Consider the following 17,043-nt stretch of genomic DNA (forward strand, 5'->3'; position numbering starts at 1 on the left):
GGGTTCTGGCGCTGTCGTTGCGTACCGAGGCGGGCAGGTGCTGCGTTTCGCCCTTGGCACCGCACAACAGGGTGACGGTCTGGGCGATCTGCAGCTTGTGTTCATGTTCCTGCTGCCAGGCCCGAAACGCCGCCTGGTCTCCCGCCAGTTGCATGCCCAGGTCGTTGAGCGCGCCCAGCGGGTCGTCCAGTGCAATGAGCAGCGCGCTGGATTTGTCCGGGACGCTGCCCAGCCAGTACACATCGGCTCCCAGGGGATTCACGATCGGCTTGCCCGAAGGTGCCGTTTGATCGGGGGTGGGCGTGGGCTCGACACTCGGGATGGCCGTGTCTGCAAAGCGCTGATCCTCGGTGACCCGATCCTTGTCGATGTCGGCGACAACCGTGGCCAGTGTCGACAGGGGCAAGGTGCCCGGTTCGTTCAGGGTGATGCAGAAGCGCTGCAGATCCAGGGCTTTCATCCACAGGGCGCGGCTGTCGCTGTGGGAGCGCATGTGTTCGCAGACTCGCCAGGTCCATTGCACGGGGGAGTAGGCCAGGTGCAGACGGTTGTTGCGGGGGTAAAGCAGGTAGGGTCTGGCTTCGCCGGTGCCGGTACGAGTGTCCTGACCGATCTGCCCGTCGTTCCAGACGATACGCGTCAGGCCGGCGTCGACGGCTGAAAAGGCGTATTCATGAAGGGTCCTGGCGGTTTCGTCGAACACGTACACATAGCCATCGTAGAGCTGACGCAAGGTGTAAGTGCGGGTCTTCAGGCGTGGCAGAGTGCTCCAGCGGCCTTGTGCCGGCAGTGGCTTGAGCTGTTTGGGATGGGCATCGTAGCGGGAACGGTCCAGCGCATAGCGCACGGGAACAATGGCGATGTCCGGGCCCTTGAACGGGCACTGGCCGGTGGCAGTGGCGGGTGTCTTGTCGAAGCGTGCTGCGCGCCGCTGTTGAAGGGTTCCGTGTTTAACCGTCATGTGTCGCGTCCGTGGCGTTCAGTGTGGTGCGAATGGCATTGCTCGCTTAGTCGGGGGTAATCAAAAGTCGGACCTGTTTTAAACTTTCCTTGTAAATCAATAATTTATATTTGTTTCGTTTGTTTTTTGATCAGAAATGCCCTGGAAGGCGCGCAATATGCTGCGTGCATGCGCAATTCCTTGCGCAGTCGATGGAGTGGCTTGATTCATGAGTGCTTGAGCGGTTTTTCAGGGCGATGTATCGGGTTGAAGGTGCGCAATGTTCTGCGCAGCAGGGCTGTTCCCCGGCAGGCATGCCATCTTGCGTTGAGCGTGAGGCCGGGTTGGAGTCGTGGCAGCTTCTCGAGCGGGCAATGGCAAAAAAACGACACATCCCTTGCCGCTTTTCTCCTTCATAGCGGAAACGCCTTGCCGCTTTTCTGGCATTGCCGCGTCGGTCTACGGCAAAAGCCCCGTAATCATTGGGTTTGGGAAAGTGGCACGCCGATTGCTTTCTCCGTGATACGAGAGTCAGGTCAACCGACAAAGGTTTCCCGAAATGAGCATCAGCTTCGATAAAGCATTAGGCATACACGAAAAGGCCCTGAATTTCCGGGCTCAGCGTGCAGAGGTGTTGGCCAACAACATTTCCAACGCTGACACCCCGAACTTCAAGGCTCGCGATCTGGATTTCTCCTCGGTGCTGGCTGCCGAAAGCGAGAAGGCTCAGAACGGTCGCATCTCGTTGGCCACGACCAATAGCCATCATATCGAAGCTGAAGGCATGAGCAGTGGTGACGGTACCTTGATGTACCGCACTCCGTCGCAGCCCTCTCTGGACCAGAACACCGTCGACTCGCAGGTTGAACAGGCCAGCTACACCGATAACGCCATGGGCTTCCAGGCCAGTTTCACGCTGCTCAACAGCAAATTCAAAGGGCTGGTTTCAGCCCTTCGTGGAGAATGATTCATGTCCCTAGCCAATGTATTCAACATTGCCGGCAGCGCCATGAGTGCCCAGACCACGCGTCTGAACACCACGGCCAGTAACATCGCCAACGCCGAGACCGTGTCGTCGAGCATGGATCAGACCTACCGTGCCCGTCACCCGGTGTTCGCGACCGTGCTGCAGGGCCAGCAATCGACCGGTGGTTCGCTGTTCCAGGATCAGGGCGATGCCGGGCAGGGCGTTCAGGTCAGCGGCATTATCGAAGACAGTTCCAACCTTGAGGCGCGCTACGAGCCGAATCATCCCTCCGCTGACAAGAACGGGTATGTCTACTACCCCAACGTCAATGTCGTGGAAGAAATGGCCGACATGATTTCCGCCAGCCGTTCGTTCCAGACGAACGCCGAAATCATGAACACCGCAAAATCCATGATGCAGAAGGTCCTGACCCTGGGTCAGTGATAAGGGGCGAAAGTTATGGCCGTTGAAAACGATGTATCGACGAGTTTTATAAACTCGCTGCAGAACCCCACTGTCACCACGACCAATTCGGGTGAGGCGCTGGGCAAGGATGCGTTCCTGCAATTGCTGGTGACGCAGATGAAAAACCAGAACCCGCTGGATCCGCAGGACAATACGCAGTTCGTGGCTCAGCTGGCGCAGTTCAGTAGTCTGGAAAGCATGCAGAACCTGACGTCGACCGTCGATTCGATTGCAACCAGCTACAAGTCTTCCCAGGCACTGCAGGCTTCGTCCCTGGTCGGTCGCTCGGTGATCGTCGAGACCGGCACGGCGCAGGTCGACACCTCGAAGGGCTTGACCGGTTCGGTCGTGATCCCGGCTTCGACCACTGCGACGACGGTCAAGGTCTACGACTCCACCGGTACTCAGGTCGATACGATCGATCTGGGCTCTCAGAGTGCCGGCAATGCGAGCTTCACCTGGGACGGACTCAGTAGTGAAGGTGTTGCCCTGGCATCCGGGACTTACAAGTTTGTTGCCAGCGGCACTGTCAATGGTACGAACACGGCTTTCAGCACTTACCTGCCTGCCACGGTCAATAGCGTTACGACGGCTGTCAGTGGTGGGGAAATGACGTTGAATCTGGCAGGCGGTAGCTCGATCGCCCTGTCCAAAGTTCAATCAATCGGAATATAGAGCCGACTAGACGGCGAAGGAGTGGTACATGTCATTCAATATCGGCCTCAGTGGGCTCTATGCGGCAAACAAAAGTCTCGACGTGACCGGCAACAACATTGCCAACGTGGCGACCACAGGTTTCAAGCAATCGCGTATCGAATTTGCTGACCAGTACGCGCAATCGATTCGGGGCACCTCCGGTGGTACCAGTGTCGGTAGCGGTGTTTACACGGCAGCCGTTTCCCAGCAGTTTGCCCAGGGTGGCCTGACCACCGGGACAGGTAACAGTCTCGACCTGGCGATCAACGGCAACGGCTTCTTCATGATCAGCAATAACGGTGAAAACCTGTATACCCGTGCCGGTGCATTCCATACCGATAAAGACGGGTATGTCGTCAATAGCTCGGGCATGAATCTGCAGGGTTATAACGTCGATGAAAACGGTGTCGTGGCTGTTGGCGTGCTGGGTGACCTGAGGGTCGACAGCTCGAACCAGCCGGCCAAGGCCACCAGTATCATCACCAACGTGGCGAGCCTCAATTCGACATCGACTGTTCCGACGATCAGTCCTTTCGATGCAACCAACACCAACAGCTACAACTTTACCTACAGCACGTCGGTTTACGACTCTCAGGGTAACGAGCACAAGCTGGAAAGCTATTTTGCGAAAACCGGCACCAACACCTGGGCCATGTATTCGTTGATCGATGGTCGTAGCATCTCCGATCCGACGACGGCAGTGGCTGAGCGTAACAACCTGACCTTCGACTCCTCCGGGAACCTGGTCATTGATACGACTACAACGCCGACGTCTCCGTCGAGCAGCACCAATATTGCGGTCAACGCGGACGGTACTTTCCAGATCAATAACTGGGTGCCAGCCGTGCAGACCGGTACAGGTACTTCGGCTACCTGGGTTGCCAACGGTGCAGCCAGCGTAACGGGCGGTATTCAGTTCGATATGACCGGTGCTACTCAGACCGCTACGGTCTCGGGTCGTACAAGCGGTACTCAGAACGGCTACGCTGCCGGTCAGATCAGTGACATGAGCGTTGATGCAAGCGGCAACCTGTTTGCCACTTACACCAACGGTCAGTCCAAGGTGATTGGTCAGGTTGCCCTGACCACCTTCGCCAACGTTCAAGGGTTGTCTCCTGCTGGCGGAACCAACTGGCGTGAAACCTTTGCTTCCGGTATTGCGCTGACCGGTGTGCCGCAGTCCGGTACTCTTGGCTACATCACTGGCCAGGCGCTGGAAGAGTCCAACGTGGACCTGACGGTCGAGCTGGTGAACCTGATCAAGGCGCAAAGCAACTATCAGGCGAATGCGAAAACCATTTCGACTGAAAGCACCATCATGCAGACCACCATTCAGATGACCTGATAATCAGGTCTGATGAGGTGTTGGAGAAAGCCCCTTTGCAAGGGGCTTTTTTCGTTTTGGGGTGTCTGGGTCTGGAGGTGAGCTGGTGAGGGGCGTCAAATCGAGCAGTCGGACTTGACGAAAGAGCCATTGAGTCGTTTCCAGCCGGGTCCAGGGCTGGTCTGGGCGCAAATGATCATGTCTTGTCCTTGCCATTTGTAGTAGCGGGCGGGTGCTGCCTGGGCGAGAAGGGTGCAGCTCATCAGGCAGGCGGTGGCAAGGGTGAGAACGCGTTTGCGACAGTGCATGTTGGCTTCCGTCAGGTGGTACTCAGGCAAGAGTATCACTCGGGTGGAGCGAGGATGGTGAGAGGGGAGGGAAGTTTTTTTGGCGGTATGTCGTGTCGGGCTGTCGAAGGGCGGCAATCTACCGCCACTCCCTTGCGTCGACTTGCCGAAAATCTTCCGGGGTTCTCCCGTTTTTACAGGCTAATCAGGCATTTGTATCGAGTCTGAAAAGTTGGTCCAAAAATTGCTCCTACCCTCTCAGAACAGCTACAGGCGGCAAGCGTCTGTCGGAGGAGGAAGACTGTGGACAAGTTGCTTTACGTCGCAATGAGCGGAGCGTCTGAAAACGCTCAGTCGCAAAAGGTTCATGCCAACAACCTGGCTAACGTATCGACCAATGGCTTCATGCGCGACCTGCAGCAGGCCCGCTCCATGCCGGTATTTGGCGAGGTCATGCCTTCGCGTGCCTATGCGATGGGTGAGCGTCCTGGGACTGACTTTTCCGGTGGTGCGCTGGTCCAGACGGGCCGTGAGCTGGACGTGGCCGTCAAGGGCGATGGCTGGATTGCAGTCCAGACGCCCGACGGTGGTGAGGCCTATACCCGCAGTGCCGGCATGAATATCGACGCCCTGGGTGTGTTGCGCGACGGCAGCGGTTTGCCGGTCATGGGCAATGGCGGGCCGATTGCCGTGCCGCCCGAGCAACAGATCGAGATCGGTGCCGACGGCACCATCAGCATTCGTTCGATGGGTGAAAGCCCGCAGGTCATGGCAGAAGTCGATCGGATCAAGCTGGTCAATCCCGATCTGAACACCATGGAGAAAGGCCCTGACGGCTTGATCCATACCAAGAGCGGTCAAGCTGCGCCGATGGATGCCACTGTGCGCGTCGAGTCGGGTTTCCTGCAGGCGAGCAACGTCAATGCCGTGGAGGAAATGACCTCGGTGCTGGCCTTGGCACGACAGTTCGAATTGCACGTCAAGATGATGAAAACAGCTGAAGAAGATGATCAGGCGATGGCTCGCGTCTTGCAACTTGGCTAACCATTGACAGCTTGCGCCGACAATCCGGCGCTTGAGGAGAAAACGAATGCTTCCTGCACTATACGTTGCGAAAACCGGCCTCGCTGCTCAGGACACCAACCTGGCTACGATCTCCAACAACCTGGCGAACGTTTCGACCACAGGTTTCAAGAGCGATCGTGCCGAGTTCCAGGACCTGCTCTATCAGATCAAGCGCCAGCCGGGTGCTCAGTCCACTCAGGACAGCGAATTGCCATCGGGTCTTCAGGTCGGTACGGGCGTGCGCATCGTCGGCACCCAGAAGAGCTTCACCGCCGGCAGCCTGCAAACCACCGAGAACCCTCTGGACCTGGCAATCAACGGCCGTGGTTTTTTCCAGATTTCTCAGCCTGACGGCACCATCGCCTATTCGCGTGACGGTACTTTCCACCTGGATTCCACCGGTCAGATCGTGACGGCGAACGGTTATGCCCTGGAGCCTGCCATCGTGGTTCCGCAAAACGCCCAGACTTTCACTGTCGGTCAGGACGGTACCGTTTCGATCACGGTCGCGGGTAACACCGCTGCACCTCAGGTCATCGGCAACATTCAGACGGCCGAGTTCATCAACCCGGCCGGCCTGCAGGCCATCGGTGGCAACCTGTACCTGGAGACCGGTTCCAGTGGTGCACCACAGGTCGGTACGCCTGGCTTGAACGGTCTGGGTACCACCCTGCAGAACACCCTGGAAAACTCCAACGTGAGCACGGTCGAGGAGCTGGTGAACATGATCACCACTCAGCGTGCCTACGAGATGAACTCCAAGGTCATTTCGACCGCCGACCAGATGTTGCAGAACCTGACTCAGAATCTGTAAGACCCTGATGTATCTGCTCAAACCGATGAGGCGCCTGTTCGGCGCCTGCTACACCGCGAGGTTTCAAGTGTCATGAAACGCCTATCTGTTCTGCGTTTTTCAGTGTTGATCGCTCCATTGTGCGGGATCGTCTTGCTGTCGGGCTGTGTGGCACCTGCTGCCAAGCCCAATGACCCTTATTACGCTCCGGTGTTGCCTCGTACGCCGATTTCCGCTGCCGCCAACAACGGTGCGATCTATCAGGCCGGTTTCGAGCAGAACCTGTATGGCGACCGCAAGGCGTTCCGGGTCGGTGACATCATTACGATCACCCTTGCCGAGCGGATGGCTTCCAGCAAGGCAGCCAGCTCTGCGATCACCAAGGACAGCACCACCAGCGTTGGTCTGACCTCGTTGTTCGGCTCCGGCTTGAGAACCAATAACCCGATCGGCAGCAATGATCTGAGTCTCAATGCCGGTTACACGGGTTCCCGCTCTACAGCGGGTGATGGCCAGGCGGCACAGAGCAACAGCCTGACCGGCTCGGTCACGGTGACTGTGGCCGATGTCATGCCCAACGGAATTCTGGCGGTACGCGGTGAAAAATGGATGACCCTCAATACCGGTGATGAACTGGTTCGTATTGCCGGTCTGATTCGTGCCGACGACATTGCCACCGATAACACCGTGTCATCCACGCGTGTGGCCGATGCGCGCATCACGTATTCCGGTACGGGAGCCTTTGCCGATTCCAGCCAGCCTGGCTGGTTCGACCGCTTCTTCCTCAGCCCGTTGTTCCCTTTCTGATAGCGGGATAGACATGAACAAGTTCAAGCAATTGATAGCGGCCACAGTGCTCTTGTCCACGGCGTTCGGTGCTCAGGCCGAACGCTTGAAGGACATTGCCAGCATCTCGGGCGTTCGGGCCAACCAATTGATCGGTTATGGCCTGGTGGTGGGGCTCAACGGTACGGGTGACCAGACCACCCAGACACCGTTCACCCTGCAGACCTTCAATAACATGCTGTCGCAGTTCGGTATCAAGGTGCCGGCTGGCTCCGGTACGGTGCAATTGAAAAACGTTGCCGCCGTGGCGGTCTATGCGGATCTACCTCCCTTTGCCAAGCCGGGTCAGGTGGTGGATATCAGCGTTTCCTCCATCGGTAACTCCAAGAGCCTGCGCGGTGGCAGCCTGCTGATGACGCCACTCAAGGGGGTCGATGGCAACGTCTACGCCATTGCCCAGGGTAACCTGGTGGTGGGTGGCTTCGATGCGGAAGGTCGTGACGGCTCGAAGATTACCGTCAATGTTCCGTCGACCGGTCGTATCCCCGGTGGTGCGTCGGTCGAACGTGCGGTGCCGAGCGGTTTCAATCAGGGCAATAGTCTGACCCTGAACCTCAACCGTTCCGACTTCACGACAGCCAAGCGCATTGTGGACAAGATCAACGACATGCTTGGCCCGGGCGTTGCCCAGGCTCTGGACGGTGGTTCGGTTCGTGTGACGGCGCCTCTGGACCCGGGGCAGCGTGTGGATTACCTGTCGATTCTGGAGAACCTGGAAATCGATCCGGGCCAGACGGCCGCGAAGGTCATCATCAACTCGCGTACCGGCACGATCGTGATCGGCCAGAACGTCAAGGTATCGCCGGCAGCCGTGACTCACGGCAGCCTGACGGTGACCATCACCGAGGATCCGATCGTCAGTCAGCCGGGCGCGCTGTCCAATGGTCAGACTGCTGTAGTGCCACGCTCCAGGATCAATGCCCAGCAGGAAATGCACCCGATGTTCAAGTTCGGTCCGGGAACCACGCTTGATGAGATCGTTCGTGCGGTCAACCAGGTGGGCGCGGCTCCAGGCGACCTGATGGCTATTCTCGAAGCATTGAAACAGGCCGGCGCCTTGCAGGCCGACCTGATCGTGATCTGAGGAATCGAGCATGGATATGCCCAAGAGCGGATTGTCCACGACGGTCGACACCGGTGCCTATACCGATGTCAATCGTCTGGCTGCCTTGAAGAGTGGCGACAAGGACAGCCCGGAAAACCTGAAGAAGGTGGCCCGGGAGTTCGAGTCGTTGTTCGTCAGTCAGATGCTCAAGGCCATGCGTTCGGCCAACGAAGTGCTGGCCAAGGACAACCCGCTGAACACCGCGGCCACGCGGCAGTATCAGGAAATGTATGACCAGCAGTTGGCTGTCACCTTGTCGACCCGTGCCAATGGCATTGGCCTGCAGGATGTGCTGATGCGTCAGTTGTCCAAGGACAAGGGTGTCAAGCACGCGGCTTCGACGGCTGAAACCCCGGCGACCGGTACGGATGCAGCCAGGACAGGCCTGGCCGCCAGTGCCTATCAGCGTCCGCTGTGGGCCACGCGCTCGGCTGCTGCCGACAAGGCGGGGGCGGCCGGTGTCGTCGAGGGTCGCAATGACATGGCGCTGCTCAATTCGCGTCGTCTGTCGTTGCCAGCCAAACTGACGGATCGTCTGTTGCTGGGGATCGTGCCTTCGACTGCGACGGCCAATACCAATAGTCCGCTGGCTGTGCAGAGTTCGGCAGGTCGTAACGGTGACTGGACGCTGGACCCCAATCTGGCCGAGCCGCAATACGTTCGCACCATGGCTCAGCCGCCACTGGCACCTGCCAAGCGTGCATTCAGCAACTCCGACCAGTTCGTGGCGACCATGCTGCCCCTGGCCAAGGAGGCTGCCGCGCGTATCGGCGTGGATCCGGTCATGCTGGTGGCGCAGGCGGCGCTGGAAACCGGCTGGGGCAAATCCATCATGCGTCAGCAGGATGGCAGCAGCAGTCACAACCTGTTCGGCATCAAGGCGACCGGCAGTTGGCAGGGCGCGCAGGCCAGGGCGATCACCAGCGAGTTCCGTGACGGGAAAATGGTCAAGGAGACGGCGGACTTCCGTTCCTACGATTCCTATGCCGACAGCTTCCATGATCTGGTCAGCCTGTTGCAGAACAACAATCGTTATAAAGAAGTCATCAACTCCGCCGATAACTCGGAACAGTATGTAAAAGAATTGCAGAAGGCCGGCTACGCCACGGATCCGGACTATGCGAGCAAGATTTCGCAGATTGCGAAACAGATGAAGAGTTACCAGAACTACGCCGCTGCAACGGGCTCTTCCACGACTTTATAAGGTTTTGAATCATGTCGCTGATTTCAATTGGGCTCTCAGGAATTACCTCCAGCAGTGCCGCGATCAATACCATTGGTAACAACACGGCCAACGTGGACACCGCCGGGTATTCGCGTCAGCAGGTAATGACCACGGCTTCGGCGCAGATCAACATCGGGCTGGGGGTCGGTTACATCGGCACCGGTACCACTCTGTCCGATGTACGCCGTATCTATAACGGTTACCTTGATACCCAGTTGCAGGCCAGCACGGCGCTCAGTGCCGATGCCGTGGCGTATTCAGCCCAGGCGAGCAAGACTGACACCCTGCTGTCGGACAGCACGACCGGCGTCGCTGCGCAGATGTCGCAGTTTTTCACCGACCTGCAATCCATTGCTTCCAATGCCACGCAGTCGGCAGAGCGTTCTTCGTTCCTGACCCAGGCAAGCTCCCTGAGTGCGCGCTTCAACTCGGTTGCCGCGCAGTTGTCATCGCAGAACGAAAACGTCAATGCGCAACTGACCACGCTGGCAGACCAGGTCAATGAATTGACCAGTACGATCGCCAGTCTGAACAAACAGATTACGGCGGCTTCTGCTGGCAACACCACGCCCAACAGCCTGCTCGATACCCGCAGCGAATCGGTTCGCAAGCTCAATGAACTGATCGGGGTCAAGGTACTCGAGAACAGCAATGGTACCTATGATGTCCTGACAGGGACCGGGCAGTCTCTGGTCAGTGGTTCTTCGTCCTATGCCCTGTCGGCCACTCCAGGCAAGACGGACCCTACCCAGTACAGTCTGCAGATCACGGTTGGCCAGACATCGACCGATGTCACCTCTGTCGTCACTGGCGGTGCCATTGGCGGTCTTCTGCGCTATCGCTCCGAAGTGTTGACGCCTGCCGCCAATGAGCTGGGGCGCGTTGCACTGGTACTGGCCGATCAGGTCAACAGCCAGATGAGCCAGGGTATCGACAGCAAGGGCAATTTCGGCTCGAGCCTGTTCACGAATATCAACAGCGATGCACTGATCAGCCAGCGCAGCACCGGTAAGGTTGGTAACAGCACCGGCTCGGGTAACCTGGATGTCACCATCAGCGACACCAGCAAGCTGACGGCCGATGATTATGAAGTGACTTTCACGGACGCGAACAATTTCACGGTTCGCCGTTTGCCCAATGGCGAAAGTGTGGGCACCGGCTCATTGACGGATAACCCGCCGACCGAGTTCGAAGGTTTTACGGTCAGCCTCAACGGCAATACGCTGGCTGCCGGCGACAGCTTCAAGGTCACGCCGACGCGTAACGGTGCTTCGGGCATCGCCGTGGCATTGACGGATGCGAAGGACATTGCCGCTGCTGCGCCATTGACTGCCACGGCAGGGGCCAGCAACTCCGGCACCGGTGGTTTTACCCAGCCGGTTCTGAACACCAAGTCCGACATTTACGACTCGACTCAGACAGCGGATCTGCGCAACGCCCTGCAAAGCTCTACCCCCATGAAACTGGTGATGGGCAGTGTCAGCAGCACGGGCGTTCAGAGCTATACGCTGGTGGATGCAACCGGCGCTGCCGTGCTCGACCAGAATGGCAACGCCGTGGGCGGTACGATCGTTCAGGGACAAAGCAATACCATCAAGCTCAGTGTGGGGTACGCCGATACCCGGACCACGCCAAGTACCCAGACTGCGTTCGAGATCGAGATGACGCTTTCCGGTTCGCCGGTGGTCAACGATACCTTCAGCATCGACATGACCGGGGCGGGTTCTTCGGATAACCGTAACGCGCTGGCAGGTGTTGCCTTGCAGACCGCCAAGAGCGTCGGTGTGAGCGATGGCAGCGTAGGGACCAGCCTGTCCGGTGCCTATGGTGACCTGGTGGCCAAGATCGGTACTCGCGCCAGCCAGGGCAAGAGCGATGTGACGGCGACCGATGCGGTACTGGCCCAGGCCAAGTCCGCACGCGACTCGGTATCGGGTGTGTCTCTGGATGAAGAAGCTGCCAACCTGATCAAGTATCAGCAGTACTACACCGCCTCGTCACAAATCATCAAGGCGGCGCAAACCATGTTCAGCACGCTGATCAACAGTCTTTAAGGAGTCGTGAACCATGCGTATTTCAACTGCTCAGTTTTACGAATCCACGACGTTGAATTATCAGCGTAACTATTCGAGTATCCTCAAGACCAGCGAGGAGGTCTCCAGCGGCATCAAGCTCAATACCGCCAGCGATGACCCGGTAGGCGCTGCCCGTGTGCTGCAGCTGTCGCAACAGAACTCCATGCTGACCCAGTACGCGTCGAATATCGGTACGATCAATACCAATACGACCAACTCCGAAACGGCACTGACCAGCATCATCGATGCGATGCAGACAGCCCAGGAACTGATCGTCAAGGCGGGCAACGGTTCATACACCGATGCTGACCGTATTTCCACGGCCAACGAACTCAAGCAACTGCAAAGCGAGATCCTGGGCCTGATGAACAGCCAGGACTCCAACGGTCAGTACATGTTCTCGGGCTCGAAATCGTCGACCCCGCCGTATTCGTTGAATGCCGACGGTACCTACAGCTACAACGGCGACCAGACCCACGTTAACCTGGCTGTCGGCGATGGCCTGGTTCTGGCCAGCAATACCACCGGTTTCGAGGCCTTCGAGCAGGCCACCAACACGACCCGCACCTCTGCAACATTGACCTCGCCTGCGACCGAAGATGGCAAGGTATGGCTGACCGGCGGATTGGTGAAGTCCAGCAACACCTATAACTCCAGCTACCAGTCAGGCGAGCCCTACACGCTGACCTTTCTGAGTGGTACGCAGTTCAAGATCACCGATGGCGCAGGCAATGATGTGACCACCGATGCATCGTCGGCGGGCACTTTCAGCAACGCCAGCTTCGAGGACCAGACATTTACGTTCCGGGGTGTCGAGCTGACACTGAACGTCAACCTGTCTACCGCGGAAAAGGCCACGACGGCAACTGCCGACGCTGCACTGACCGGTCGTACCTATCAGTTGGCTTCGACACCCGACACGATCACGACATCCCGCAGCCCGGGCAACCCTTCGACGGCGACCATCAGCAGTGCTGCCGTGGGTACGACGGCTGCTGAACTGACAGCCTTCAACAATACGTTCCCGACCACTGGTGCGATTCTCAAGTTCACCAGTGCCACGGATTACGAGCTGTATGCCTCGCCCATCACCAGCAGCAGTACACCGGTATCCACCGGTACGCTGAGTGGAACCACTGCCAGTGCGGCCGGGGTCAACTTCACGATCAGCGGTACACCGGCAAACGGTGACCAGTTCGTGGTCCAGTCTTCGACGCATCAGACTGAGAACATACTCAATACTCTGTCTGCCGCGATCAAGGCACTGAATACGCCGACAGATGGCAATCTGGTTGCTTCGCAAAAGCTTGATGCAGCATTGACCTCGGCGCTGGGCAACGTTGTCAGCAGCATGGAGCAGGCCTCCACCGCACGATCGGCTGGTGGTGCGCGTCAGGTCGCGGCAACGGCACAGGGCGTGACCAACGATTTGCTCAAAGGTAACAATGAGACTGAACAGGGGACTTTCCTCAACTCCGACATGGTTGAGGCAACCACCCGGCTGACAATGCAGAAGACCATGCTGGATGCATCCCAGTCAGTGTTTATCCAACTGGCCAAGTTGAACCTGTTCAGCCAGATCTGAGTTTCTGGCACTGAGCATCCACCGTCTTTTTTCAGCGGTGAGGGAAGCCATTCGACAGGCTGGCTTCCCGCCGCTCATGAGTTTGAACTGTGAATCCAGCCCCCCTCGTCAGTATCGTCATTCCTGCCCTCAACCCTCGGTTCTTCCGTGAGGCACTGCAAAGTGCTCTGAACCAGAACTACGACAACCTTGAAATCATTGTTTGCGACGATTGCCAGACAGGCGAAATCAAGGCGATTTTCGACGAGCTCGTTCCGTCATCGAACCTGGTTGCTCGCTATGTCGGCAACCCTTACCGCCTGGGCTTTCAAGGTAATCTGCTGAAGTGTCTCGAAGAGGCACAAGGCGAATACATCAAGTTTCTGTGCGATGACGACCGGTTGTATTCGTATTGCATCGCCCGTCAGGCGCAAGTGCTGGATCGGCATTCCGATGTCCTGCTGGTCGTGGGCAGGCGCTACCTGGTCGATGTCGATGACTACGTGTTGCCGACCCGCATGGAGAACGTGGGGCTTGTCCCTTACGATGCCTTGTTCAAGGGCGAGGACATGCTGGCGATCTTTGAGCGGACGCCGCGCAATTACCTGGGGGGCTTCACGGGGGCCATGATGCGCCGGGCCGATGTCATGGAGTATCTGCCCTCCCTGGCGCAACCGGGGCAGGGCTTTGTCGCCCTGCTGGATTTTGCCTTGTTCATCTGCCTGTTGAGGCGGGGCAACCTGGTTGCGCTGCACAGCATTGAAAGTGTCGAACGGTTGCATCCTGCCCGATTCAGCAGCCAGCCGGACATGTACCACACGGCGACCACGGAATGGGGCTGGCTGAACGAAATGCTCAAGGCCCGTAGTGGCGAGCAGGCACCTGCCCAGGGGTGGGTGCGGTTTGTCGCGTTGCGCAAGGCTCAGGAAACGCCAAGGGAGTGGGATGAGGTTGGCCTTTATGGGGTGATGGCCAACCGGCAAGGCATCATGCGCAGCCGGGTGGGTGGCGACAGTGAAAGCTACGCCGAACTGTATGCCGAATGGTTGTCGTGCCGACGCTTTACGGAGCCTCAGAAAAAACTGCTGGAAAAGCGCATTGTGCGTTGGGCCTGGCACCCGCGAATCGTTCCGGTCGTCATTGATACGCACAATGATGCCGAAGCCCTCGAGATGACCCTCAAGAGCATTGCCGATCAGGATTACCCGGCCGAGTCGGTCGTGGTCCTGAGTGATGCGGCCAATATCGAGGATCAGCAGGTGTTGCGTTTTCCGTTGCAGGCCGACTGGACCAGGCAACTGAACGATGTGCTGCCGTTGCTGGAAAATGCCGACTGGATTTATCTGCTGCGAGCCGGTGACCGCCTGACACAGCCTGCATTACTGGTCCTTGCCGAACGTGTTGCGCAGATATCCGGGTTGTTGTGTGCCTACAGTGACGAAGGTGCCATTGTCGATGATGAGTCCCGTGAGCCTGTTTTCAAACCGGATTTCAACCTCGATCTGATGCGTGCTTACCCCTATGTCGGACGCACGCTGGCGTTCGAGCGCCGGAATCTGCTGGCAATGGGTGGTTTCGATCCAGTACATGGCGAACTGGCACCTCATGACGTGATCTGGCGGCTGGTGGAGGGGGCTGGTCCGCAGACCATCGAGCATATTGCCGAGGTGCAGGTCGAATCCAGCCTCTCTTTTGCCCAATGGCTGTCACTGCCTGCTGTCATCGAGCGTAGCGAGCCTCTGGTATCGGCGCACTTGCAGCGTATCGGTAGGGAGCATGTCATCCATCATGACCAGTTGCCGCTGCTCAACCGGATCGAATACGTACACGCTTCTCGCCCTCTGGTTTCAATCGTTATTACTGCACGGGATCAACTGGCTGCTCTTGAGCGTTGTCTCGACAGCCTGCTCAGCAAGACGGGCTATCTGAATTACGAAGTGCTGATCGTCGACAAGGCCAGTGAAAGTGCCGATGCCCGTGCATGGTTTGCGGCCATGGGCGAGCTGGGCAGCGATAAACTGCGGGTGCTTTCTGCGCCAGATGCTCATAACGAGGCTGCCGTGCAGAACTTTGCAGTCGAGCACACCCGTGGTCAGTACCTGGTCATGCTCAGCCCGCATGCGATCATTCATCAGGCCGACTGGCTCGATGAACTCCTCAACCATGCCCAGCGTCCAGAGGTCGGTATTGTCGGCGCCCGGATACTCAATCCTCAGGGCAATGTCCTGTATGCCGGTATGGTGCTGGGCATGGAAGGGCTGGCAGGCAAGCCGTTCGTCAATTCTCCGGCAGATGCCAGTGGCTACATGCAGCGGTTGCAGTTGACGCAAAACTGGAGCGCGGTCAGTGGCAATTGCCTGATGGTCCGCAAAGAAGTGTTCGACAGCGTCGGTGGCATGGATGCGGGCACTTTCACGTTGGGCCTTCAGGACCTGGACCTGTGTATGCGGGTCGGGGCAGAAGGTTATCTGATTGTTGGCACGCCGTGTTCGTCTGTGGTTCTGGCCGAGCCGGCAGCCACTCAGCGTTCTGAGGCGTCTCGCCAGCGACTGGAGGAAGAGCAGAAGTCCTTTTACCTGAAGTGGCTGCCGAAGATGGCCCGGGATCCGGCCTATAACCCCAATCTGAACCTGAGTGAGGCAACGTCCTTTCATCTCGATCCAGGGCTGCTGGTTGGCTGGAACCCGTTCTGTACGCGGCATTTGCCGTTCATTTTCGGCATGGCCGTCAACTCGTCGGCCGTGGGACATTATCGGGTCAGCCAACCTCTTCTGGAACTCATGGCGGCTGGGCGTGTGCTCGGGCGGATGACCTATGAATCGCCTTCGGCCATCGAGATCGAGCGGCAATCCCCGGATGTCATCGTCTTCCAGGGGCGCTATACCGAGGCCAAGGTGCCGGATATTGTCCTGGCGAAGAATTATTCCAATGCCATGCGTATTTTCGAGCTGGACGATTACATCGCCGACGTTCCGGAGAAGAATGAACACCGCCGCAATATGCCGGACAACATCGCGACCATGTTGCGGCGGGGAATAGGGCTTTGTGATCGAGTTGTGGTTTCGACTCACCCTCTGGCTCAGGCTCTGTCCAGCATGCACAGCGATATCCGCGTCGTGCCGAACATGTTGGCGACTCACCTCTGGAGCAACCTGCGCAGTGTGCGCCGCAGCTCGGGCAAGCCCCGTATCGGTTGGGGAGGGGGGACCAGTCACAGGGGCGATCTGGAACTCATTGTCGATGTGGTACGTGAGCTGGCCGATGAGGTCGAATGGGTCTTCTTCGGCATGTGCCCGGATCTGCTCAGGCCTTACATTCATGAGTTCCATACGGCAGTGAGTCTGCATACGTACCCGGCAAAGCTGGCGAGCCTGAACCTTGACCTGGCCCTGGCACCGCTCGAATTCCATATTTTCAACGACTGCAAGAGCAACCTGCGTCTGCTGGAATATGGTGCATGCGGCTATCCGGTCATCTGTTCGGATACCGAGGCTTACCGAGGGCATCTGCCAGCAACTCGCATCTACACTAACAGCTCCCAGGAGTGGCTGCAGGCGATCCGCATGCACCTGTCCGACCCGGATGCGAGCTATCGCATGGGCGACGAACTTCGTGAGACAGTGCTGCGTGACTTCATGTTGCGGGGGGAAAACCTGCAGTACTGGGCCAATGGCTGGCTGCCGGACTGATC

Annotated in this window: 14 protein-coding genes; 12 read left to right on the forward strand and 2 right to left on the reverse strand. The window is 58.0% G+C overall.

Features of this window, described 5'->3' with window-relative positions; translation table 11 throughout:
- Positions 1-961 (reverse strand): toxin VasX (locus tag ACIPY9_RS23390; RefSeq protein ID WP_400707239.1); only part of this gene is annotated, 961 nt, incomplete at its 3' end.
- A gap of 538 nt (positions 962-1,499) precedes the next feature.
- On the opposite strand from ACIPY9_RS23390, the gene flgB reads away from it, so the two are divergent.
- From flgB to flgE, 4 genes are read left to right on the forward strand one after another with little or no spacing between them, the layout of a single operon-like run.
- A complete protein-coding gene (gene flgB / locus ACIPY9_RS23395; protein WP_400707242.1) occupies positions 1,500-1,907 on the forward strand; it encodes a flagellar basal body rod protein FlgB in 408 nt (135 codons plus the stop codon).
- Between the two features lie 3 nt (positions 1,908-1,910).
- Positions 1,911-2,351, forward strand: a complete 441-nt coding sequence (flgC, locus tag ACIPY9_RS23400; protein WP_400707245.1) for a flagellar basal body rod protein FlgC — start codon at positions 1,911-1,913, stop codon at positions 2,349-2,351.
- A gap of 15 nt (positions 2,352-2,366) precedes the next feature.
- Positions 2,367-3,047 carry a flagellar hook assembly protein FlgD gene (locus ACIPY9_RS23405; protein ID WP_400707248.1) on the forward strand — a complete coding sequence of 227 codons (681 nt, stop codon included), beginning with the start codon at positions 2,367-2,369 and terminating at the stop codon, positions 3,045-3,047.
- 28 nt (positions 3,048-3,075) lie between these two features.
- On the forward strand, positions 3,076-4,413 hold the full coding sequence (gene flgE, locus ACIPY9_RS23410) for a flagellar hook protein FlgE (protein WP_400707251.1): 1,338 nt from the start codon (positions 3,076-3,078) through the stop codon (positions 4,411-4,413).
- Between the two features lie 95 nt (positions 4,414-4,508).
- Here flgE and ACIPY9_RS23415 read toward each other — a convergent pair whose 3' ends face one another.
- The gene (locus ACIPY9_RS23415) at positions 4,509-4,700 is read right to left on the reverse strand and encodes a hypothetical protein (protein ID WP_400707254.1); all 192 of its coding nucleotides are present in this window, start codon (positions 4,698-4,700) and stop codon (positions 4,509-4,511) included.
- Positions 4,701-4,982: 282 nt separating this feature from the next.
- Between ACIPY9_RS23415 and ACIPY9_RS23420 the strand changes: the two genes are divergently transcribed.
- The 8 genes from ACIPY9_RS23420 to ACIPY9_RS23455 all read left to right on the forward strand — a co-directional run bounded on the left by ACIPY9_RS23420 (position 4,983) and on the right by ACIPY9_RS23455 (position 17,041).
- A complete protein-coding gene (locus ACIPY9_RS23420) occupies positions 4,983-5,723 on the forward strand; it encodes a flagellar basal body rod protein FlgF (RefSeq protein WP_400707257.1) in 741 nt (246 codons plus the stop codon).
- Positions 5,724-5,769: 46 nt separating this feature from the next.
- Positions 5,770-6,558 carry a flagellar basal-body rod protein FlgG gene (flgG, locus tag ACIPY9_RS23425; RefSeq protein ID WP_400707260.1) on the forward strand — a complete coding sequence of 263 codons (789 nt, stop codon included), beginning with the start codon at positions 5,770-5,772 and terminating at the stop codon, positions 6,556-6,558.
- Between the two features lie 72 nt (positions 6,559-6,630).
- Positions 6,631-7,344, forward strand: a complete 714-nt coding sequence (gene flgH / locus ACIPY9_RS23430; protein ID WP_400707263.1) for a flagellar basal body L-ring protein FlgH — start codon at positions 6,631-6,633, stop codon at positions 7,342-7,344.
- A 13-nt stretch (positions 7,345-7,357) separates the two neighbouring features.
- Entirely contained in the window at positions 7,358-8,467 is a 1,110-nt protein-coding gene (locus ACIPY9_RS23435) for a flagellar basal body P-ring protein FlgI (RefSeq protein WP_400707266.1), read from the forward strand.
- Between the two features lie 10 nt (positions 8,468-8,477).
- On the forward strand, positions 8,478-9,692 hold the full coding sequence (gene flgJ / locus ACIPY9_RS23440; protein WP_400707269.1) for a flagellar assembly peptidoglycan hydrolase FlgJ: 1,215 nt from the start codon (positions 8,478-8,480) through the stop codon (positions 9,690-9,692).
- Positions 9,693-9,703: 11 nt separating this feature from the next.
- Positions 9,704-11,767, forward strand: a complete 2,064-nt coding sequence (gene flgK, locus ACIPY9_RS23445) for a flagellar hook-associated protein FlgK (protein WP_400707272.1) — start codon at positions 9,704-9,706, stop codon at positions 11,765-11,767.
- A 13-nt stretch (positions 11,768-11,780) separates the two neighbouring features.
- The gene (locus ACIPY9_RS23450; RefSeq protein ID WP_400707275.1) at positions 11,781-13,373 is read left to right on the forward strand and encodes a flagellar hook-associated protein 3; all 1,593 of its coding nucleotides are present in this window, start codon (positions 11,781-11,783) and stop codon (positions 13,371-13,373) included.
- Between the two features lie 89 nt (positions 13,374-13,462).
- On the forward strand, positions 13,463-17,041 hold the full coding sequence (locus ACIPY9_RS23455; protein ID WP_400707278.1) for a glycosyltransferase: 3,579 nt from the start codon (positions 13,463-13,465) through the stop codon (positions 17,039-17,041).
- Positions 17,042-17,043: the final 2 nt, after the last annotated feature.

This window comes from Pseudomonas sp. NPDC089734 (genome assembly GCF_044748865.1).
In the GTDB taxonomy this organism is placed as follows: domain Bacteria; phylum Pseudomonadota; class Gammaproteobacteria; order Pseudomonadales; family Pseudomonadaceae; genus Aquipseudomonas.

Excerpts from the sequence above, each read along its gene's own strand:
- flgB (WP_400707242.1), top strand. The coding sequence starts at position 1,500 with ATGAGCATCAGCTTCGATAAAGCATTAGGCATACACGAAAAGGCCCTG.
- flgC (WP_400707245.1), top strand. The coding sequence starts at position 1,911 with ATGTCCCTAGCCAATGTATTCAACATTGCCGGCAGCGCCATGAGTGCC.
- ACIPY9_RS23405 (WP_400707248.1), top strand. The coding sequence starts at position 2,367 with ATGGCCGTTGAAAACGATGTATCGACGAGTTTTATAAACTCGCTGCAG.
- flgE (WP_400707251.1), top strand. The coding sequence starts at position 3,076 with ATGTCATTCAATATCGGCCTCAGTGGGCTCTATGCGGCAAACAAAAGT.
- ACIPY9_RS23415 (WP_400707254.1), bottom strand. The coding sequence starts at position 4,700 with ATGCACTGTCGCAAACGCGTTCTCACCCTTGCCACCGCCTGCCTGATG.
- flgG (WP_400707260.1), top strand. The coding sequence starts at position 5,770 with ATGCTTCCTGCACTATACGTTGCGAAAACCGGCCTCGCTGCTCAGGAC.
- flgH (WP_400707263.1), top strand. The coding sequence starts at position 6,631 with ATGAAACGCCTATCTGTTCTGCGTTTTTCAGTGTTGATCGCTCCATTG.
- ACIPY9_RS23435 (WP_400707266.1), top strand. The coding sequence starts at position 7,358 with ATGAACAAGTTCAAGCAATTGATAGCGGCCACAGTGCTCTTGTCCACG.
- flgJ (WP_400707269.1), top strand. The coding sequence starts at position 8,478 with ATGGATATGCCCAAGAGCGGATTGTCCACGACGGTCGACACCGGTGCC.
- flgK (WP_400707272.1), top strand. The coding sequence starts at position 9,704 with ATGTCGCTGATTTCAATTGGGCTCTCAGGAATTACCTCCAGCAGTGCC.
- ACIPY9_RS23450 (WP_400707275.1), top strand. The coding sequence starts at position 11,781 with ATGCGTATTTCAACTGCTCAGTTTTACGAATCCACGACGTTGAATTAT.